Below are 18803 nucleotides of genomic sequence, written 5' to 3'. Positions count from 1 at the left end.
ATGGCAAAGGCTTCGTATCCTCGCTACATCGAACACTGAACAAGGAGAAACGTCATGCCGCTCGCTCGTATTTCGCTGCCCGCCGGCCGCACCGCTCAATACAAGAAAGGATTGGCCGACGGCGTGTTGCGCGCGCTGGTCGAAACCTTCAACGTGCCGAAGGACGATCAATTCATGGTCCTGACCGAGCATGGGCCGCAGGACTTGATTTACAACCGCAGCTACCTCGGTATCGAGCGCAGCGACGGGTTCGTGCTGATCCAGTTGACGGTGAGCAACACGAGGCCGCTCGAGAAAAAGCGCGCGCTGTATCGCCGTATCGTCGAGTTGTTGGCCGAAGATCCCGGCATCAGGAAGGAAGACGTTTTCATCAATCTCGTGGAGGTGTTGCCCGAGAATTGGTCGTTCGGCAACGGCGAGGCGCAGTACGTCCCGCAGTGACCGGGCGGTTGCTGCCCGCCTCGCGGGCGTCGTTCCTCGTGGGGAACGAGCGCTCGCTTACGTTGCATCAAACCCCTCGGCCGCAGACGTGACTATCATGAAGGGTGCACATCAGCCGGGAGGGCGCAAGCATGTCGAGCACCGTCGAACTCGTGCTTGGGCTCGAAGCTATCTCGGCGAAGGAGTGGATGGCCGGTCCGGTTAAACCGGGCGCTCCGAGCCGCCGGACACGCGCTCCGCAGGCAGCCGCGCGCGGCAGTGCGCCCGCGCAGCGCAAGCGCGCATCCCGCACGAGCGCAAGCGCCACGCAGGGCGAGCCTGACGACGCCGGCACCGCGATCGCCGCCGCACTCGGCAGAATGCCGGGGATCGAGGCGACGAGTGCCTTCGAACGCTCGACGGCGCGAGCATTCGTCGAGCCGGAGGGGGCCTGGCGCGTCATGTTGACGGCGGCCGGCGACGGTACGCGCCACATCCGGGCGGAGCGGGCGCACGAGTTGACGCCCGGCGTCCGGCGATGCGAGACCGCGTGCGACGAACCGCTCGAAGCCGGCGTGGCGCTAGCGTTCACCGAGGCATTTCCACAAGTCCTCAAGGATGCCCTCGGCAAACCCGGCAAACTCGCGCCGTCACCGGCGCTGGCGATTCGCCGCGGCACGTGGCGCTGGAGCGGTGCCGACGGCGCTGTCGTCGATATCGAACTTAGCGATGCGCGCGCGCTTTACGACAGTATCGATGCGGAGTCGGCTGAGCAGCGGCAACGGCCGATCGCGTTTTGCGAGTTGCGGCTCATTTCTCGAATCGAGCAAGCCCCGGCTCCCCAAGAAAGGGAAGTGGCGGCGCCGAGCGCGGCGGCCGAGGTCCAAGCCGAGCGTGCCGAAATCGACAAAAACGCCGCCGCCGAACTGGACGAGCGGGCTAGGTCCGAATGGGGTGCCGTACGCGCGCTGTTCGCGGCGGCCGGTGCATTGGCCGATGCGTTGCCCGTCTTCCCGGTCTTGCAAGGCGGCTGCGAACGCGCATGCGCGGCTAGCGCGGGCAACGAGCCGGCTCGTGCCACGCGCACCGATTTGTCGAACGTGAAGACCCCGCACGAGGCGCTCGTCGCGATCGCAGGCGCCGTGGCGCGGCAGTGGTTCGGTAATGAGGCGGGGGTGCGAGACGGCAGCGGTACCGAGACCGAATTCGTGCACCAGATGCGGGTGGCATTGCGCCGGCTGAAGACCTTGCTCAAGACGTTTCCGAAGTGGGCCGACGAGCGATGGGAGCGCACGATCGTTCCCGAGCTCGATTGGCTGGGCGGCTTGCTCGGGCAAGCGCGCGATTTGGACGTATTCGTCGACGCTACTTTGCCCGCATTGGCCGGCGCGGATGTCGATGCGGCGACTTGGACGTCGCTGCAAGCGCGCGCGGCCGTCCGCCGCCACGAAGCGCGCGAGCAGGTGCGCGCCGCGCTGCGCTCGCGCCGGTACGCGGCGCTTTCCCTCGCCTGGCTGCAATGGCTGGCCTCTCTCCGGTTCTCGCACGGCCCTGTCGACATGGTGGACAAATCGCTTGTTCGCTACGCGGCTAAGCGCGTGCGCAAGCACTACGCGCGCTTGATCGAAAAGCCGGCGCTCACCGAATTGACGCCGGCCGAGCGGCATCGTCGACGAATCGAAGCCAAGCGCCTGCGCTACACGCTGGAGTTCTTCGAATCGCTTGCGTCGCACAAGACACGGCGCGCGCTGTCGAAACAGCTTGGCCGAATCCAGAGCGTGTTGGGCGACGGCAGCGACGCCACCGCGGCATTGCAGTTTCTCGAAGCGCTGGACGTATCGCCTTACGCGCACGGCTTCGCGCGGGGATGGTGCGAGGCAGTCAATCGATGGTCGGCGATCGAAGGCGAGCGACTCTTACAGGAACTCGGCAAACCTAAGATCGCGCGCGAGTCATAGCCGGTCCGCCAGGCGCATGCCGTGGCGTCGCCCGTCGCGCGCGACGAGAAGGGCTCGCACAGGCCGCCTATAATTGCCGCATCCTTTCCGCCTTCCTATGAACTCATGAGCGATCCACGCCCGTCTCCGGCTCAATCCGCCTCGAGCGGCAACAGTACGGCGCCGCTCGAGTTGGGCGGATCGGTGTGGTTGCGCGCGGGGCAGCAAACGTTGGGCGGCGCGGCGCGCATCGCCTTGCTGGCCGCGATCCGCGATACCGGTTCGATCACGTCCGCCGCGAAAGCCGTCGGCATGAGCTATAAGGCCGCGTGGGATGCTGTCGATGTCATGAACAACCTGGCGGGCGAACCGCTCGTCATGCGAGCCGTGGGCGGTAAGGGCGGTGGCGGCACGACCCTCACGCCGCGCGCGCACCGCCTGATCGAGACGTTCGATGCCGTAGAGCGCGAACATCGCAAGTTCATCGAACGCGCGAGTGCCGCAATCGAACATTTCGCCGGCGATTGGGCATTGATCGGGAGAATCGGCATGAAGACGAGCGCTCGCAACCAGCTTTACGGAATCGTCTCGCGCGTCAAGCGCGGCAGCGTCAACGACGAAATCACGCTTGCGCTCCCCGGCGGGCAGCCGATCGTTGCCGTGGTCACGCACGAAAGCACGGAAACGCTTGGGCTGGCGGTTGGCGCGCCGGCCTTCGCGCTCGTGAAGGCGTCATGGGTGATGCTGGTTGCGGACGACACCGACGCCGGACAGCCGCTGCGTTTGTCGGCCCGCAATCAACTGCGCGGCGTGGTCACGCAAGTGACGCGCGGCGCGGTCAACGCCGAAGTGTCGTTGGCGCTCGATAGCGCGGAGGGCGGATCGCCCGACCTCAATTCGACCGTGATCACCGCAATCGTGACCAACGAGAGTGTCGATACGCTCGGACTCGCGCAGGGCACGCGGGCGACGGCGGTGTTCAAAGCGTCGAGCGTGATTCTCGGTACGGCCGATTGATCGACGTCTTATGGCGCGCCGCGCGTTGGCCCGCGGACGATCAGCGCGGTGTGTTGCGCGCGGCGAACGCCTCGTAGTGCGCCACTTCCTGCACGCTGCCTTGCGCCAATTGGACGACTTGATCGCCGAATGCCGCGACGTCGGCTTCATCGTGCGTGATGAGAACCATCGGAATGTCCAAGCGCGTCTGCAACTCGGACAGTTCGCGGCGCATTCGGTCGCGCATGCCCGCATCGAGCGCGGCGAACGGTTCATCCAGCAGCAAGATTTTCGGCTCGGCCACGAGCGCGCGTGCGAGCGCGACGCGCTGCTTTTGTCCGCCTGACAGTTGCGCGGGGTAACTCCCGGCGACGGCGATCAAGTCGAATGCATCGAGCCAGTACTCGATCTCACGCGCGGTTTCGCGCGAACGCGGATTGAACCAACCGCGCTTCAGGGCAAAGCCGACGTTCTGCCTGACGTTCAGGTGCGGAAAGAGGGCGTAGTCTTGGAACAGATAAGCGGCTGCCCGCATGCGGGTGGGCACGTCGATACCGCGGGCGGCATCGAATAGCGGCACGCCGCCTAGCATGATCGTGCCCGCATCGGGCCTGAGCAGCCCGGCGACGGCTTGCAGCGTCAACGTCTTGCCCGCGCCGGACGGTCCGAACAGGACGATGCGCTGGCAACTACCGGTAAACGAAACGGCGAGTTCGAAGCGGCGCTCGCGCGTCACGAGCGTTTTGCGGATGTCGACGGTGAGCGTCATGGCGGCGTGCCGAGCTATCGAGACGTCAGCAGCTTGTGCTGCGGAACGAGCCGTCCCGCCACCAGCAACACGGCGACGCAGACCACCGACGTGATCAGGACGAGTACGTTCGCCGTGTGATCGTCGCCTGCCTGCACGGCCGAGTAGACCGCGACCGAAAGCGTCTGCGTGCGTCCCGGCAAGTTGCCGGCGATCATCAGCGTGGCGCCGAACTCGCCTAGCGCGCGCGCGAACGCGAGCAACGCTCCGCCGAGAATCCCGCGTGCGGCGAGCGGCAGCGTCACGCGGAAAAACAAGGCCGCCTCGCCGATCCCGAGCGTTCGCGCCGCGTGCTCGTATTGCGGCTCGACGGCCTCGAAGGCCGAGCGCGCCGCTTTGAGCACGAGCGGAAACGCCGCGATCATCGAAGCGATCACGGCCCCTTGCCATGTAAAGACGAGACGAATGCCGAACGTGTCGAGCCACGCGCCGATCGGGCCGCGCCGGCCCAGCAGGACGAGCAGGTAGTAGCCGAGCACCGTCGGCGGCATGACGAGCGGAAGGGTCAGCAGGGCATCGACGACATCACGCGCGTTCGAGCGCCACCGCGCGAGCGCGAGTCCCGCGGCGATGCCGAAGACCGCGTCCAGCGCCGTAGCCCATCCGGCTACTTTGAGCGATAACGCGAGTGGGATCCAAGCGTCTTGCATAACGTGCTCGAGAGCCGATCAACGCCCCGCCGGCGGCTCGAAGCCGTACTTGGCGAGGATGGCCTGACCTTGCGGCGAGAGGACCCAATCGGCGAACGCGCCGGCTTGCGCCGCATGAGCCGAACCCTTCACGACAGCGATCGGGTAGGTGACCGGCGTTCCGGTGGGCACCTTCATCGCGACTTTGACGTTTTGCGGCATCAACGCGGCATCGGTGCCGTAGACGAACCCGGCATCCACCTCGCCGCGCGCAACGTAGTCGAGCGCTTGGCGGACGTTATTGGCCAGCACGGCTTTGGCGCTCACCGCATCCCAGCTTCCGTCGTGTTCGAGCGCGGCCTTCGTATAGCGCCCGACCGGCACGGACGCCGGATCCCCCACGGCAACGCGTTTGACCCCGGCCATCGCAACCGTCTCGCGCACCGACTGCACCTTCAAACGACTGTCGGCCGGGACGATCATGACGAGCGAGTTCGTCGCGAAATCATGGCGGGTGCCCTGTACCACGGCGTTCTGGGCGACGGCTTTATCCATTGCCGTTTCGTCGGCCGAAGCGAACACGTCGGCCGGGGCGCCGTTGGCGATCTGCTGCAACAGCACATCGGACGCGCCGAAATTCAGTACCACCTTCGTGTCCGGATGCCTTTTCTCGAATGCCGTCGCCACTTCGCGGAAAGCGTTCGTCAGACTGGCGGCGGCCGAGACGATGAGCTCGTCGGCATGCGCGACACCTTGCACGGAGAACATGGCGAGCGCACCGGCAAACAATACGAGAGCGCGGATCGGGCGGCGGGCAGCGGACACGGAGGCGTTCATGAAAGCGGGAAGAAGAGTCGAAACCGACATCGTAATATAGCGCAGGTGATAACGCATCGCGCGATGCCGGACATACGGTCGCGCCTATGGCACGACAAAGGCACACGGGAAGTCGGCCGAGCGGGCTCGGCTAGGACTATCGCCGGTTCAGGTTCAAGCGAAAGGGAAGGTAAGCGCGGCGCTGCGACCCACGGGCGATGCGGGAACCGGGCGCGGCACCTGGTAGCCTGCTTTCCAGCGGGCGCGAATGAACGGACGGTCGCGGCCCGATAGGTGCAACGCGATGTGCGTAATCCAATACTGGGTGGGCACGCGCACGTCGTGCATGGCGGCGGCGAGCATGAGCAGGCTGACGGCCACCGGCACGGCCGACAACTTGCTGGGCTTGACGTCCCAGGCCAACCGGATGAACACGATCGCGGCGAGTGCGCCGACGATGCAGCCGGCGACGGCCTCGGACGGCGAATGCGCGCTCAATACGACGCGAGAAAGGCCTACCGCGAGGCCCGCCGCGAGGCCGAGCACGACGCCCGCTATCCGGAAGCGCGGGCGGGCGGGCAACAGCGTCAAGAACAAGGCCACCGGGTAGACGGCGGTAGAAAGCATCGCATGCCCGCTTACACCGGTGAAATCCCATTCGCGAATGCCGACGCCCCAGCCGAGGAACGCGAGCTTGGTGAGCGTGACGAGGCCCGCTGCCGCACCGACGATAACGAGCCATCCGAGCGCCAGACGCCCCGAATAACCGATCGCGAGCCACAAGGCGATCGCGATCGCGAGCGGCAGCGTGAGTCCCGCGCCACCGAGGCGCGTGATCGAAAACCAGAGATGGATAGGCAATTCGTACATATCGGGCATAGGCCGCGCGGGTGGGGCGCGCGGCTCCTATCTACTTAACGCACGGGCCGCTCGAAACGACGACAGGCGTAACGTGAAGGGACAGTATAACGAGCAGGGCGGCCCTCGGTGCTGCCCGATGTGCGACGACGCACGAGCGGCCGGCATCCCATTTGATGCGAGTGTTGCACGGGCGTCGAAACGCGAAGAGGGTATATTGTGCATTGCGTCATAAAACTGCGCCGCACGTATGAACCGTCCCTTTTTAGCGAGCCACGTCCGATGACCAAAAGTTTGACGAAACTCTGGCTGCAAGGTTTCAAGCGCATCATGTCGAGCGTGCCTGCGGCTCAAGCGGAATGGTTGCGCCAAACCGCGAAGCCTAAGCGCCGCCCCCGTGCCGAGCCTAAACGGCGCAAGGTGGAGCGCGATGTGCCCGGCGGCCGCGAGGCGCACCAATCGCGAGTGCGTCCGCGCGCCGGTGCCTGGACGAAAGGGCAATGGACCCGCTCGTACCATTCGGCGCCGCCCGTGCCGGGCCGCCTGGTCAACCATCTCTCATATGGCCTATATGTGCCGCCGACGGCCGTGAAAGGCGCCACCCCGGTCGTCGTCATGTTGCACGGCTGCAAACAGACCATCGACGAGTTCGCGATGGGTACGCGAATGAACCTGGTGGCGGATGCCAACGGCTTCGCCGTCGTTTATCCCGAACAATCGAAGCATGCGCACGCGCACCGGTGCTGGCATTGGTACGACGATCGCGATACGGCCGGACTCGGCGAGGCCCGCGCGGTCGTGTCGCTCGTCGATTCCCTGATCGCCCATCATGGGATCGATCCCGAACGCGTTTACGTCGCCGGCTTGTCCGCCGGCGCGGGCTTGGCGGCGTTGCTCGCGCTTTACAACCCGGAGCGGTTCGCGGCCATCGCGTTGCACTCGGCGCCGGCATTGGGCGAAGCGCATTCGGGGATGACAGCGATGGACGTCATGCGGCGCGGCGTGCGACGCGATCCCATCGCGCTGATCGACACGATCGTCGATGTCGCGAATTACCCGGGAATGCCCGCGATCGTCGTGCATGGCGACGCCGACCGCGTGGTCGCCCCGAAGAACGCGGAGCAACTGGGTCAAGCCTTTTTACGCCTGAACGGCTTCGTCGATCGCTCCGGTGCCTGGATGGCCGGCACCTTGCGCGAAACGCGCGATGGGGCCGCGCAGATACACGATTACCTAATGAGCAACCGTTGCTTGTTGAGGGTGTGCAGCGTCGCGGGCCTCGGTCACGCATGGGCCGGCGGCGACGAGGCCGTTCCGTTCCATTCCGAAACGGGGCCGGACGCAAGCGCGTTGATTTGGGCGTTTTTCCGCGACCACCGTAGGCGTCCGTCGGCGACCCTGCGCCGGGCGGCGGCGCGATAGCGCCACGGCGCCGGAAACGACGATTCGATGCAAAAAAGCCACAGCCTCGGATAGTGCTGGCGTATTCCTAGGGTTTTCCCTATAATTCGGGTTATCGCTTAGGTGTTAACACCTATCACTGCCGAGGTCATCATGTTCCTGCTTAGCCGCCTGTTCCTTCTTCTGACGCAAACGGCCGAAGAGCGCCAAAAGGCGCGCAACGACGCCTACTTGGCCGAAGCCACCGACTTGTACGACCTCGAGTTCCGCATGCGCAAGCTCGACCGCGAAGCCGTGGTGGTTCAGCCGTCCTGGCAAGCCGCACGCTGAATTGCGCATACCGGCGCTGTAGCGCCGGTCCGGTTCATACGCTGCTAGTTCCGGCCCCGTTATCCAACGGGGTTTCGTGCACGCCATAGCCGCCGCGGTAGGTCGCGTAGTGGAGCGATAACCGATGTTGAGAGCGAAAGAAGTCCTTTCGTCAAAATAGCCGCGCGCGTACGCGATCAAGCAAGCTTGGTGGCATAGCGATGCTGTGATCCTCTTGCTTGTCGTCGTCTTGGTAGATGATGCTGTGTGGCCCGGTGGTCAGCGGTTCATGCCCTGGCCGGCCGTCCCAAAAGACCTTGTAGTGCCGTTTGGCCAGAAGCGCACCCTGCTCGTCAGTGACCGTAAGTTCAACGGCCTCCATGCTATCGCCGAGGAAGTGGCTGTTATTTATTCCACTTCCACAAATACCGATCGTGTACTTTTTGCCGTCGAACGTCTTTATGCCCCCGTTCAATTTGCTGCTGTAGTTGTATTTCTGGCAATTGTAATATTGGTTGTCAACAAAGAAGCCGGTTATTAATAAAAGAAGCGTAAACCAAAAAACAATCGCCGGTGTCATCTTGAGAAGCTCACGCCAGAACGAATTTTCTGTCTTGTAAATCGAGTGCGCCTTGTACGCAAAAAACAGCGCAACCAAGAATAGCGCGCCAATTTCTATTTGCTTGTCCAAGTGCAAGGCGGCGACAACTAGCCCATTGTGAATGTTGATCGGGAGAAGCCAATCAACGACTGCGCACACCGAAGCCACAGCGCAGACCGATGCAGCAACTAGGGTAACGTTTCTCAGCGACCGGTAGCAGTACTGAAGTACGGACGACATATCGTTTCCAGTTTAATGACAATGGGCGTTTTGAGCTTGCGGAGCTCAGGTTTGCTATAGATCATGAAATCCTCGCCTCGCTTGTGTTTTGCTCTCCACTCATTATAAGTCCTGTTGTAAACGGGCCAGTAAACGTCCTTTTTAAATAGCTTTCTAAAGAATCTTCGTCTTGTGTCGACTGGTTTGTCGATTTCCTTTCCGATTGATAGGTAGTCCCAATTGATTTCTTTCTTCTCGAGCTTGTCGTTGTGGTCAAGCCTCATTTTCCATCCTGGTCGTATTTGACCGAGCAAATCATTGGCTGCCAAGATGTAGGATGTAACCATGCCACTTCTGTTCCAGTGGCCGAGATATTGGCTGTTGGAGTGATCAACGTCGTTGAAAGAATAATTATCCTTGAGGTAGACGTATATGTGGGTTAATTTTGCCACTGAATCGATGCAATATTCAGCCGGCTTTCTGTCATATTTGAAGAATTTTTCTTTGCTGATTTCGACTTTTCCGATGGCGGCATACAATATGAAATTTCCTAATGTTGCAGACAAGTCGGTTAATGTCAGTCGGTCGAGTGTGTCGAATATATCAACCATCTTTCGCTGAATCTGCCAGTCAATGTGGAATTGCCTTATGTCGGAGTTGATGACGGCTGTTTCGAAGCCGAGGTTGGGGTTGGTGCTTTTCGTGCCGGTGAACGTCTTGGTAACGTGCTCGGTGACTTTGTGCCTGATCAGGGCAAGTGCCTTTTCTGAGCGGATGTCCGCAGAAACTAATTCGTTAAGCCGTTCTTGAACTTTGCCGTATTTCAATGCCCAATCGATGGTAACGGTTGTATCGTCTAGAGGTTGCTCCCCGTCGGCCTTATCGTTGTACACGTGGCTCGGACCAGTGAACCATTTCCTGGCAATCGTTGCTGCTATGGGCCATCCCATCTTGTCCATTGCGTCGGGAACGTCTTGCAGGTCGAATTCGGGGATTGCCGCGTGATTCTCGGCGTCGTCGGACTGTGGCTTCGGCGGTTCCTTTGGGTGCTGCTTCGCGGACTGTTTGGCAAGCTGCTTGTACTTATCTGCTTCCGCTTGCCGGGATTTGGATTGGTTGGCGGTGGGCCTGGTTGGCGGCGGAGGCGGAGCTTCACCAGGAGCAAGTCTGTCATACGATATTTTTTGCGGCGTATTTATGGGAACCGCACCGCGAGACCCGTCGTGTTTCTTCCACACCTTCCCATGAAAGACAGAAGATCCGATGGTGTAATAAGGAACCTTTCTCACTTTTGCCATTGCTTACCTGCTATGTCGATGCGGGACATCGAGTAATATCAGGGGGAGGCAAAACGGAGCGATACGTGCGGAAATTTAGGACCTTATCCGCCTCTTGAGATGGCCCGGCTCGTCTGTTCGATAGACTGAATGATCAGTTCATTGATATGCGGCACGTTGTGGCCGTGCCTGCATAAGTCGGCGAGAGATTTCAGGGATTTTCGCCGTTTTGACCTTCCTGCACGCCGTAGCAGCCGCGGTAGGTCGCGTAAAACGAGCAGTACAGCATCGTCGTCAGCGTGATCGATACGGGGAAGATGACGGTGAACGCGTACTCGGTCGCGCCGATGGCGTTCATCAGCAGCGACACGGCGATCGAGACGACGACGGCCGTGACGAACCACAGCAGGCCGTACACGATGAAGGCACCGCGGTTGCGCCAGCAGGTGACGAGGCTGAAAAACATCGCCTTGACGGGCGGCAGATCGTGCCAGGCCGTCAGCACCGGCGCAAACCAGAACAGCATCGCCACAGGCACGTAGCATACGAGCGCGACGAGCACCGCGTTCATCAGCGCACCCCCCTCGAGTGTCTCGGGCGAGGGCGGCTGCGTGCTCATCATCAGCTTGAACAGTTCGCCGCCGTCGGCGAGCGCCGATCCTGCGAACACGAGCGCGATGGCAACCAGATACATGCCGCCGAGTTCGAACAAGCGCATCGCACCGCGCGCACCGTAGGACCGAAATCCATCCACCAGCACTGTCGGAAATACGATCTTGCCGGCGATCGTATCGCGGCAGGCCGTCATGAAGCCCACCGCCACGCCCGGGATCAATAGGAGCGGCAGCACCGCGCCGACGATCGGAATCCTCGAAATCGCCAACATCGCGAGTATGTAGGTGAAGAAAATCGTCAGGAATCCGAGCGGATTGCGACGGAACAACCAAATGCCTTGCCGGTACCAGACGTAGCCGGTCTTTGCGGAAACTTCAGTCAGTTGCATGTATTTGACGCATCCAAACGCGTGACGTCGGCGAGACGGTCGCGCAAGATGCGTTCGAAATGGGTTGGGTCGTGCGGCTTGAGCATCTGAGCCGCGCGAGGCAAGTAAAAATCATAGAGACGCGACACCCAGAAGCGGTAGGCGCCCGCCCTCAGCATATCCGACCAGTGCCGCCGTTCCTCCGGCGTGAAAGGCCGCACCGTCTGGTAGGCGCGTAGCAGCGCATCCGCACGGGTAGGGTCGAGCCGGCCGGTGGCAAGATCCACGCACCAATCGTTCACCGTGACCGCCACGTCGAACAGCCACTTGTCGCACCCGGCGAAATAGAAATCGAAGAATCCGCCGAGGCGCACCGTATGACTCGTCTGCGGCGCGGCCGGCGCGAACAGCACGTTATCGCGAAATAAATCGCAGTGGCAGGGGCCGCCCGGTAGCGACGCATAGTCGGCCGATGCAAAGAACGCGCTTTGGTGCGCGAGCTCTGTCGTCAACAACTCGCGTTGCGGCTCGGCCAGAAACGGCAGCACTCGGGGCACGGTTTCTTGCCACCATGGCAGGCTGCGCAGATTCGGCAGATAAGGCTTGAAATCGCGCCCGGCCAAGTGCATGCGAGCAAGCATTTGACCGACTTCGGCGCAATGCTCGGAGCCGGGCGCCAACTCGCACTGACCCGGCAGTTTGCTCACGATAGCCGCGGGTTTGCCGTGCAGCAGGCCGAAGAGCGCGCCGTCCGTGCGCGGCATCGGGTCTGGAACAGGCACGCCGTGGTGCGCGAGGTGGCGCATCAGTTCGAGGTAAAACGGCAACTGCTGGGCCGTCAGTTTCTCGAAAATCGTCAGCACGAAGGCGCCGCGCGTGGTCGTCAGAAAGAAATTGCTGTTTTCGATGCCGGAAGGGATGCCGCGGAAATCGACGACATCGCCGAGATCGTAATGGCGCATCCACTGCGCGAGATCGGTTTCGTTGACGACGGTAAAGACGGCCATGCGGAAGGCTTCAAATACGATTGAATGGGACGCGGCGCGCGACGTTGGCGTCGCGTGCCGCGCGGCCGACCGTGCGAGGTCGAGCCGCGGCGAATCGAGCGCGGCGATCAGTAGTGCAGATTGATCGACGGCAGTCGCGTGCTGGGTTGGCCGCTGCTATGGACCTGGGGCGACGTATCCGGCGACGCGCTCATTTGATAGCGCGTGCCGAAGTTCGAATGAACGTCGATTTCGACGGGCTTGCCGCGATCGCGATACTCGGTGATCTCCGTTCCGTTGCGGCTCTTCTCGTGGAAGCTGGGCGTGCGCGGGACGTCGTTGATATCGACCTTGGACGACACTTCGGCGGCGGGACGATTGATCTCGGTCAGGTCGGGCAGGCCGGCCGCCTTGTTGGCTGCGCGCTGCGCTTCGCGCGCTTGCGCGTTGTCGGCCTGGGCCGCGAACGCGAGGCGCGGTGCGGCAGCCAGACTCGCAACGGCGAGCGCGGCGCAAACGGCGGCGGAAATGTACGGCTTCATGATGGGTCTCCGGAAGATCCCCGGATTCTAACAAATGCGCCCCGCGCGCCGTGCGAGAACCGGCGAATTCGCGCCGCGTTCGGCCATTCGGCCTAGGGCCGGATGACGGCGCTTCGTGGTAATGTCGTTGCAACGAACGAGGCGAAACGCACGATGAAAAACGATCTGACACAACACGCGCATACGATGCATCCCACGGACTTCCCGACCGAGGCGTTCGCCGATGCCGCCGACGCCGTCACGCGTCTATCCGAGATCTACGAAACGAACGCCGCTTTTTTGCGCGACGCTTTTGCGCGCTACCGCCGCAACGAGCCGTTGGGCGAGCGCGTGCGGGCGTGCTATCCGTTCATCCGCGTACGCACCGACGTCAATACGCATGTGGATTCGCGCCGCTCCTACGGCTTCGTCGCGGGGCCGGGCGTGTTCGAGACCACGGTGACGCGTCCCGACTTGTTCGGTAACTACTATCGGGAGCAACTGCGTCTGCTCGCGAAAAATCATCATGTCGCGATCGAGGTCGGGCTCTCGCAGCAGCCCATTCCGATTCACTTCGCCTTCGCGGAGGGCATTCACCTCGAGGGCGATCTCGGGCGCGAACGCTTGATGGCCATGCGCGACGTCTTCGATACGCCGGATTTGGCCGCGCTCGACGATCGGATCGTCAACGGCACTTACGAGCCGCTGCCGGGCGAACCGTTGCCGCTTGCACTGTTCACGGCACCGCGCGTCGATTTCTCGTTGCATCGGCTCAAACACTACACGGCGACTTCGCCCACGCATTTCCAGAATTACGTCCTGTATACGAACTACCAGTTTTATATCGACGAGTTCACGAAGCTCGGCCGGCAATTGATGGCGCACACCGACGACGAAGAATTGCGCGCTTATCGAAGCGAGTACACGTCGTTCGTCGAGCCCGGCGACGTGATCACCTACAACGCGAACCTGGGCGAGCAACCCGACGAGGGCACGGTGCCGGCGCGATTGCCGCAAATGCCCGCTTACCACTTGAAGCGCGCGGACGGCAGCGGCATCACGATGATCAACATCGGTGTGGGGCCGTCCAATGCAAAGACGATCACCGACCACATCGCGGTGCTACGGCCGCACGCATGGGTCATGCTCGGGCACTGCGCGGGGCTGCGCAATACGCAGCGGCTCGGCGATTACGTGCTCGCACACGGTTATGTGCGCGAAGACCACGTACTCGATGCCGATCTGCCCCTGTGGGTGCCGATCCCGGCGCTGGCCGAAGTGCAGGTGGCGCTCGAGCGCGCCGTCGCGCACGTGACGCGCCTCGAGGGCGCGGAACTCAAACGCGTGATGCGGACGGGTACGGTCGCGAGCGTCGATAACCGAAATTGGGAGTTGCGCGACCATCGCGAACCGGTTCAACGCCTTTCGCAAAGCCGAGCGATCGCCCTCGATATGGAAAGCGCGACGATCGCCGCGAACGGCTTCCGCTTTCGGGTGCCCTACGGCACGTTACTGTGCGTGTCGGACAAGCCGCTGCACGGCGAACTCAAATTGCCCGGCATGGCCGATCAGTTCTATCGCGCTCAGGTCGATCAGCATTTGCAGATCGGGGTAAAAGCGATGGAGCTGCTGCGGATGAACGGGCTCGATCGGCTCCATAGCCGAAAACTGCGCAGTTTCGCGGAAGTCGCATTCCAGTAAGCCGAACCTATTGCCCACGCCGGGCGCGTGGGCAAACCATTTTTTTTGAATTTTTTTTGGAACCTCTTGTCTGTAAGCTTGTGGTAATGAATGTGGAAATTGTTTGAAAGAATGATTTCCCCATTCTGTCCGGAACTACAGTGGGAGGACATCGATGAATTACGCGAAGCGGCTGCTGCTCGCGAATCGCGCTTGGTCGCAAGAGGCCAAGGCGCGAGACCCTGGTTTTTTCGAACGACTCGCGCAAGGCCAACAACCGCGCGTGCTTTGGATCGGGTGCTCCGATAGCCGCGTGCCGGCCGAAGGGATCACCAACGCGCAACCGGGCGAGCTGTTCGTCCATCGCAACATCGCCAATCTTTATACGTCCGACGACGGCAACACATCGAGCGTCGTCGAATATGCCGTGCATGCGCTCGGCGTCGAGCACATCGTCATTTGCGGGCACCACCACTGCGGCGGCGTGCGCGCGGCGTTGTCCGCGCCGTCCGGCGCCTTGCCTGCCGTGAACCGGCGCATCGCCGGCTTGCGTCAACTCGCGCATCGCCATCGGAACGCGTTGAACGCGATCGACGAGTTCGAAGCCCGTGTCGACCGATTGGTTGAATTGAACGTCATCGAACAAGTCAGGCTTCTGCGCGAATCGCCGATCTTGTCGAGCGCTGCGCGCAAGCCTACGGTGCACGGCTGGGTGTTCGGGCTCCGCGAAGGGCTGTTGACCCCACTGACCGATTTCGAAGATGCGCCGCATCGCGCATCGGCTGCGATTGTCGAAGCTTGACGCGCGTCTTCATCGCACCTACTCGCACGATTTTTCACGATCATTTTCGATTCGTTCGCCGCCTAGGTCGCGCGGCGCGACGCCATTCGACTATTCGCTTTCCATAAAGCTATGTCACTTCCCCGCCTATCGCCTTCCTCTTTTTCGCTTTCGACGTTGCGTAGCGACGTCTTCGCCGGCATCGTCGTATTTCTCGTTGCGCTGCCGTTGTGCCTCGGCATCGCGACCGCATCGGGCGTGCCGCCGTTTGCCGGTCTGGTCTCCGGCATCGTCGGCGGTCTGATCGTCGCGTTGTTGAGCGGCTCGCATTTGAGTGTCAGCGGGCCGGCTGCGGGGCTCGTCGTCATCGTCGTGTCCGCGATCGCCTCGCTCGGCAGCTTCTCCGCATTTTTGGCCGCCGTGTTGATTGCCGGCGCATTGCAGGTCGCGTTCGGGCTGCTGCGCGCGGGGCGTATCGCGAGCTTCGTGCCCGCGGCCGTCATCAAAGGGATGCTGGCATCGATCGGCATCATATTGATCGTCAAGCAAATCCCGCTGGCCGTCGGCCTCATTGGCGAGGCCGAGTCGAATCTCATGCATCCGGGGGCGGTCTCGACGCCGCTCGGCGCCATGCTCCCCGTGGCACTCGCGCTTTGCACGGCGTCCGTCGCGATTTTGTTCGCGTGGGAAACGCCGCAAGCGAAGCGTTATGCGTTCGTGCGCGCCGTGCCGGGCCCTCTGGCCGTCGTTGCGCTCGGCATCGGCGTGACGGTGTTGCTGGATCGATTTGCGCCGCCGCTCTCGGTGCCGCTCGAGCATCGCGTCTCGCTCGCCGCGCTCGATTCGCCGGCGGCGCTCGTCAATGCAATCTCGATGCCCGATCTCTCGCAATTGGCGAGCCCCGACGTTTGGCGTGTCGCCGTGACGCTCGCCATCGTGGCGAGTCTCGAGACGCTGCTGAGTCTCGAAGCGCTCGAGCGAATCGATCCGAAGCGCCGGCGCGTATCGCCCGATCGCGAGTTGAAGGCGCAGGGCGCGGGCAATATCGTCGCCGCCTTGCTCGGCGGGTTGCCGCTGACGGCCGTCATCGTGCGCAGTTCGGCGAATGTGCACGCCGGGGCGCAGACCCGCATGTCCGCCGTCATTCACGGCGCGTTGCTGCTTGCGAGCGTGTTCATGCTGACCGCGGTGCTCAATTGGATTCCGCTGGCGAGTCTCGCGGCCATCTTGATCCAAACCGGGTATAAGCTCGCCAAGCCGCGGCTCTTCATCGAGATGGTTCGCGAAGGCGCCGGGCGATGCGTGCCGTTCGCCGCGACGATCATCGGCGTCCTCGCCACGGATTTGCTGATCGGCATCGGAATCGGCATGGCGGCGAGCGCGCTCATGGCTATGCAGGCGAGCCTGTCGCGCACGTTCGTGTTGACCCGGCACGACGATTACTTCTTGCTGTCGGTGCGCAAGGATGCGACGTTCTTCGCCAAGCCCATGCTGGACCGCTGCCTTGCGCAGATTCCCGAGCGTTCGACCGTGCTGATCGACGCCGAGCGCGCCGATTTCATCGATACGGACATTCGCGATGCCATCGATGCGTTCGTGCGCGATGCGCCGCATCGACAGGTGACGGTGGAGCGCTTGCGTTGGCCCGGCCTGTCGAACGCGGCGTTGGCGGTGCCCTCCGCCGCGAAATAAAGGCCGCGCCGCATCGATCGGCGACCGGCATTCGGCGGCCAACGACGGTTGGCCGCCCGCAACCAGCTATCATGTGCGCAATTTGAAAATTAACGAGCCAACGCGCCCGATCTGCTGGAGAACTCTATGGCTTCCCCTCAAGATAGCGTCAGCATGGCGCTGTTCTGCGACTTCGAGAACGTCGCGCTCGGCGTTCGCGATGCGAAGTTCGAGAAATTCGACATCAAGCCGGTGCTTGAACGGCTGCTGCTCAAAGGAAGCATCGTCGTCAAGAAAGCGTACTGCGATTGGGATCGCTACAAGGCCTTCAAGGCGTCCATGCACGAAGCCAGTTTCGAGCTCATCGAAATCCCGCACGTGCGGCAATCGGGCAAGAATTCCGCGGATATCCGGCTCGTCGTCGATGCCCTCGATCTTTGCTACACGAAGTCGCACGTCGATACGTTCGTGATCATCAGCGGCGATTCGGATTTTTCGCCGCTCGTCTCGAAGCTGCGCGAGAACGCGAAGAAAGTGATCGGCGTGGGCGTGAAGAACTCGACATCCGATCTTTTGGTCGCCAATTGCGACGAATTTATTTTTTACGACGACCTCGTTCGCGAGCAGCAGCGCGCGAACGCTAAGCGCGAGGCGCGCGAAGCGAGCGTTGCCGCTAAACGGGTGGCCGACGAGGACAAGCAGCCGAAGGCCGAAATGGAGTCGCGCAAGGCGAAGGCCATTGCGATCGCAGTCGAAACGTTCGACGCGCTCGTTTCGGAGCGCGGCGAGAGCGGCAAGATTTGGGCCTCCGTGCTCAAGAGCGCGATCAAGCGGCGCAAGCCCGATTTCAGCGAGTCGTATTACGGCTTCCGCGCATTCGGCAATTTGCTCGACGAAGCGCAAGCGCGTGGCTTGCTGGAGGTGGGCCGCGACGATAAGTCCGGGGCATTCGTTTTCCGGCCGAGTCAAACGCCGGGTCTCGAAGTGCCGAAGCAAGGGGCTGCGCAAGTCGTCGCGGAAGCCGGCGTACTCGAGAACGGCTCGGCGCCCGAGGTGGGTCATAAGGGCCGGAAGAAAGGCAAAGGCGTTCGCAAGCAAGGGCGCGATCGCGCCCCCGCGGCTGCCGCTCTAGCCGTCGAAACGCCTGAAATCGTGGAAGCCATGCCGGAAGTCATGGCGGAAGCGGCGCCGGAATTTGCACCGGAACCTAATATCGCGCCCGCCTCGGCGCTAGACGAAGCAGTGCCGATGCCGGCGGCGCCGAGCGAAGCCGCGGCGGAGCCGGCGCCCAAGGCGCGTCGCGCACGCAAGGCGCCGGCGAAAAAGTCGCCGGCCAACGGCGCTCGAGCGTTGCAGGCCGAGCCGCAAGCCGGCGAGCCCGCCGCACCGAGCGCGGACCAAGCGAAGCCGGCAAAGGCCCCGCGCAAATCCGCATCGCGAACGAGCCGCGCGCGCAGGGCGCCGACGGAAAGCAACAACGGACAATGAGTCGGCTGACGACTCGCCAGGAGAATGAATGTGTTGATTTGTAGGAATCAGAGCTGTCAGGCGCAGTGGGAACAGGCCGACGTCGTCATCAAAAACGAAGGGCAAGGGCTGTTGTTCCGCTGCCCGATGTGCGGCGCGCGCAATTACGTGGAGAAATTCGAAGACGAGAACGGCAACGTCGTCTACGAACAAATCGAGGGAAAACCCTTTATTTGACGATCGTTTGACGTTCAGGATCGAGCAAACCCGCCTCGGCGCGTCCGATGCGGGAGTCGCCGGTGCGCCGTGCCCGCTTCGATTGTCGGTTCGGGCGTCAACCGAAGCGGCTGCCGAGACGTTGTAATAGACCATAAGTTGCTACATCGATCGCCCGGCGCGGTCCCCACGATCCTGGTCTGTACAAAACGGCGCGTCGACGCCGCA

At 62.4% G+C, this 18803-nt stretch carries 19 protein-coding genes; 10 read left to right on the top strand and 9 right to left on the bottom strand.

Annotation, left to right across the window (positions count from 1 at the left end; translation table 11 throughout):
- Positions 1-54 precede the first annotated feature (54 nt).
- The 3 genes from C0Z18_RS19805 to C0Z18_RS19795 all read left to right on the top strand — a co-directional run bounded on the left by C0Z18_RS19805 (position 55) and on the right by C0Z18_RS19795 (position 3374).
- A complete protein-coding gene (locus C0Z18_RS19805) occupies positions 55-441 on the top strand; it encodes a tautomerase family protein (RefSeq protein ID WP_102647120.1) in 387 nt (128 codons plus the stop codon).
- Between the two features lie 131 nt (positions 442-572).
- The gene (locus C0Z18_RS19800; RefSeq protein WP_102647119.1) at positions 573-2378 is read left to right on the top strand and encodes a CHAD domain-containing protein; all 1806 of its coding nucleotides are present in this window, start codon (positions 573-575) and stop codon (positions 2376-2378) included.
- Between the two features lie 105 nt (positions 2379-2483).
- On the top strand, positions 2484-3374 hold the full coding sequence (locus C0Z18_RS19795; RefSeq protein ID WP_102647118.1) for a TOBE domain-containing protein: 891 nt from the start codon (positions 2484-2486) through the stop codon (positions 3372-3374).
- A gap of 40 nt (positions 3375-3414) precedes the next feature.
- Here the strand turns inward: C0Z18_RS19795 and C0Z18_RS19790 are convergent, their stop codons facing one another.
- From C0Z18_RS19790 to C0Z18_RS19775, 4 genes are all read right to left on the bottom strand, one after another.
- On the bottom strand, positions 3415-4122 hold the full coding sequence (locus C0Z18_RS19790; RefSeq protein WP_102647117.1) for a sulfate/molybdate ABC transporter ATP-binding protein: 708 nt from the start codon (positions 4120-4122) through the stop codon (positions 3415-3417).
- A 14-nt stretch (positions 4123-4136) separates the two neighbouring features.
- The gene (gene modB / locus C0Z18_RS19785; protein ID WP_102647116.1) at positions 4137-4811 is read right to left on the bottom strand and encodes a molybdate ABC transporter permease subunit; all 675 of its coding nucleotides are present in this window, start codon (positions 4809-4811) and stop codon (positions 4137-4139) included.
- Positions 4812-4829: 18 nt separating this feature from the next.
- Positions 4830-5627, bottom strand: coding sequence for a molybdate ABC transporter substrate-binding protein (gene modA, locus C0Z18_RS19780; protein WP_102647150.1), 798 nt, complete (start codon positions 5625-5627; stop codon positions 4830-4832).
- A 153-nt stretch (positions 5628-5780) separates the two neighbouring features.
- Complete coding sequence (locus C0Z18_RS19775; RefSeq protein WP_199189501.1) at positions 5781-6476, bottom strand: phosphatase PAP2 family protein; 696 nt, start codon at positions 6474-6476, stop codon at positions 5781-5783.
- 270 nt (positions 6477-6746) lie between these two features.
- On the opposite strand from C0Z18_RS19775, the gene C0Z18_RS19770 reads away from it, so the two are divergent.
- Positions 6747-7886 (top strand): extracellular catalytic domain type 1 short-chain-length polyhydroxyalkanoate depolymerase, encoded by a 1140-nt coding sequence (locus C0Z18_RS19770; protein ID WP_102647114.1) that lies wholly within the window; start codon positions 6747-6749, stop codon positions 7884-7886.
- Between the two features lie 132 nt (positions 7887-8018).
- A complete protein-coding gene (locus C0Z18_RS19765) occupies positions 8019-8195 on the top strand; it encodes a DUF3563 family protein (RefSeq protein WP_102647113.1) in 177 nt (58 codons plus the stop codon).
- A gap of 151 nt (positions 8196-8346) precedes the next feature.
- Here the strand turns inward: C0Z18_RS19765 and C0Z18_RS33235 are convergent, their stop codons facing one another.
- The 5 genes from C0Z18_RS33235 to C0Z18_RS19740 form a co-directional block, all read right to left on the bottom strand.
- Entirely contained in the window at positions 8347-9015 is a 669-nt protein-coding gene (locus tag C0Z18_RS33235; protein ID WP_199189498.1) for a hypothetical protein, read from the bottom strand.
- Positions 8979-10292, bottom strand: coding sequence for a DUF6402 family protein (locus C0Z18_RS19755; protein ID WP_102647112.1), 1314 nt, complete (start codon positions 10290-10292; stop codon positions 8979-8981). Before C0Z18_RS19755 ends, C0Z18_RS33235 begins: the two co-directional genes overlap by 37 nt.
- Before the next feature lie 190 nt (positions 10293-10482).
- On the bottom strand, positions 10483-11274 hold the full coding sequence (locus C0Z18_RS19750) for a BPSS1780 family membrane protein (RefSeq protein ID WP_102647111.1): 792 nt from the start codon (positions 11272-11274) through the stop codon (positions 10483-10485).
- Complete coding sequence (locus tag C0Z18_RS19745; protein WP_102647110.1) at positions 11265-12260, bottom strand: homoserine kinase; 996 nt, start codon at positions 12258-12260, stop codon at positions 11265-11267. Before C0Z18_RS19745 ends, C0Z18_RS19750 begins: the two co-directional genes overlap by 10 nt.
- A gap of 107 nt (positions 12261-12367) precedes the next feature.
- Positions 12368-12781, bottom strand: coding sequence for a hypothetical protein (locus C0Z18_RS19740; protein WP_102647109.1), 414 nt, complete (start codon positions 12779-12781; stop codon positions 12368-12370).
- A gap of 153 nt (positions 12782-12934) precedes the next feature.
- Here C0Z18_RS19740 and C0Z18_RS19735 point away from each other — a divergent pair, with 153 nt between their 5' ends.
- From C0Z18_RS19735 to C0Z18_RS19715, 5 genes are all read left to right on the top strand, one after another.
- Positions 12935-14461, top strand: a complete 1527-nt coding sequence (locus C0Z18_RS19735) for an AMP nucleosidase (RefSeq protein ID WP_102647148.1) — start codon at positions 12935-12937, stop codon at positions 14459-14461.
- Positions 14462-14615: 154 nt separating this feature from the next.
- Positions 14616-15242 (top strand): carbonic anhydrase, encoded by a 627-nt coding sequence (locus C0Z18_RS19730; RefSeq protein ID WP_102647108.1) that lies wholly within the window; start codon positions 14616-14618, stop codon positions 15240-15242.
- Positions 15243-15353: 111 nt separating this feature from the next.
- The gene (locus tag C0Z18_RS19725) at positions 15354-16913 is read left to right on the top strand and encodes a SulP family inorganic anion transporter (RefSeq protein WP_102647107.1); all 1560 of its coding nucleotides are present in this window, start codon (positions 15354-15356) and stop codon (positions 16911-16913) included.
- Positions 16914-17039: 126 nt separating this feature from the next.
- A complete protein-coding gene (locus C0Z18_RS19720) occupies positions 17040-18380 on the top strand; it encodes an NYN domain-containing protein (RefSeq protein ID WP_102647106.1) in 1341 nt (446 codons plus the stop codon).
- A 30-nt stretch (positions 18381-18410) separates the two neighbouring features.
- Positions 18411-18596 carry a hypothetical protein gene (locus C0Z18_RS19715; protein WP_102647147.1) on the top strand — a complete coding sequence of 62 codons (186 nt, stop codon included), beginning with the start codon at positions 18411-18413 and terminating at the stop codon, positions 18594-18596.
- Positions 18597-18803 lie beyond the last annotated feature (207 nt).

The organism is Trinickia dabaoshanensis, from assembly GCF_002879885.1.
In the GTDB taxonomy this organism is placed as follows: domain Bacteria; phylum Pseudomonadota; class Gammaproteobacteria; order Burkholderiales; family Burkholderiaceae; genus Trinickia; species Trinickia dabaoshanensis.
The sequence above is the reverse complement of the archived record's forward strand: the minus strand, read 5'-3'. Positions and strand labels throughout refer to the sequence as shown.

Coding starts and splice junctions, on each gene's coding strand:
- C0Z18_RS19805 (WP_102647120.1), top strand. CDS start 55: ATGCCGCTCGCTCGTATTTCGCTGCCCGCCGGCCGCACCGCTCAATAC.
- C0Z18_RS19800 (WP_102647119.1), top strand. CDS start 573: ATGTCGAGCACCGTCGAACTCGTGCTTGGGCTCGAAGCTATCTCGGCG.
- C0Z18_RS19795 (WP_102647118.1), top strand. CDS start 2,484: ATGAGCGATCCACGCCCGTCTCCGGCTCAATCCGCCTCGAGCGGCAAC.
- C0Z18_RS19790 (WP_102647117.1), bottom strand. CDS start 4,122: ATGACGCTCACCGTCGACATCCGCAAAACGCTCGTGACGCGCGAGCGC.
- modB (WP_102647116.1), bottom strand. CDS start 4,811: ATGCAAGACGCTTGGATCCCACTCGCGTTATCGCTCAAAGTAGCCGGA.
- modA (WP_102647150.1), bottom strand. CDS start 5,627: ATGAACGCCTCCGTGTCCGCTGCCCGCCGCCCGATCCGCGCTCTCGTA.
- C0Z18_RS19775 (WP_199189501.1), bottom strand. CDS start 6,476: ATGTACGAATTGCCTATCCATCTCTGGTTTTCGATCACGCGCCTCGGT.
- C0Z18_RS19770 (WP_102647114.1), top strand. CDS start 6,747: ATGACCAAAAGTTTGACGAAACTCTGGCTGCAAGGTTTCAAGCGCATC.
- C0Z18_RS19765 (WP_102647113.1), top strand. CDS start 8,019: ATGTTCCTGCTTAGCCGCCTGTTCCTTCTTCTGACGCAAACGGCCGAA.
- C0Z18_RS33235 (WP_199189498.1), bottom strand. CDS start 9,015: ATGTCGTCCGTACTTCAGTACTGCTACCGGTCGCTGAGAAACGTTACC.
- C0Z18_RS19755 (WP_102647112.1), bottom strand. CDS start 10,292: ATGGCAAAAGTGAGAAAGGTTCCTTATTACACCATCGGATCTTCTGTC.
- C0Z18_RS19750 (WP_102647111.1), bottom strand. CDS start 11,274: ATGCAACTGACTGAAGTTTCCGCAAAGACCGGCTACGTCTGGTACCGG.
- C0Z18_RS19745 (WP_102647110.1), bottom strand. CDS start 12,260: ATGGCCGTCTTTACCGTCGTCAACGAAACCGATCTCGCGCAGTGGATG.
- C0Z18_RS19740 (WP_102647109.1), bottom strand. CDS start 12,781: ATGAAGCCGTACATTTCCGCCGCCGTTTGCGCCGCGCTCGCCGTTGCG.
- C0Z18_RS19735 (WP_102647148.1), top strand. CDS start 12,935: ATGAAAAACGATCTGACACAACACGCGCATACGATGCATCCCACGGAC.
- C0Z18_RS19730 (WP_102647108.1), top strand. CDS start 14,616: ATGAATTACGCGAAGCGGCTGCTGCTCGCGAATCGCGCTTGGTCGCAA.
- C0Z18_RS19725 (WP_102647107.1), top strand. CDS start 15,354: ATGTCACTTCCCCGCCTATCGCCTTCCTCTTTTTCGCTTTCGACGTTG.
- C0Z18_RS19720 (WP_102647106.1), top strand. CDS start 17,040: ATGGCTTCCCCTCAAGATAGCGTCAGCATGGCGCTGTTCTGCGACTTC.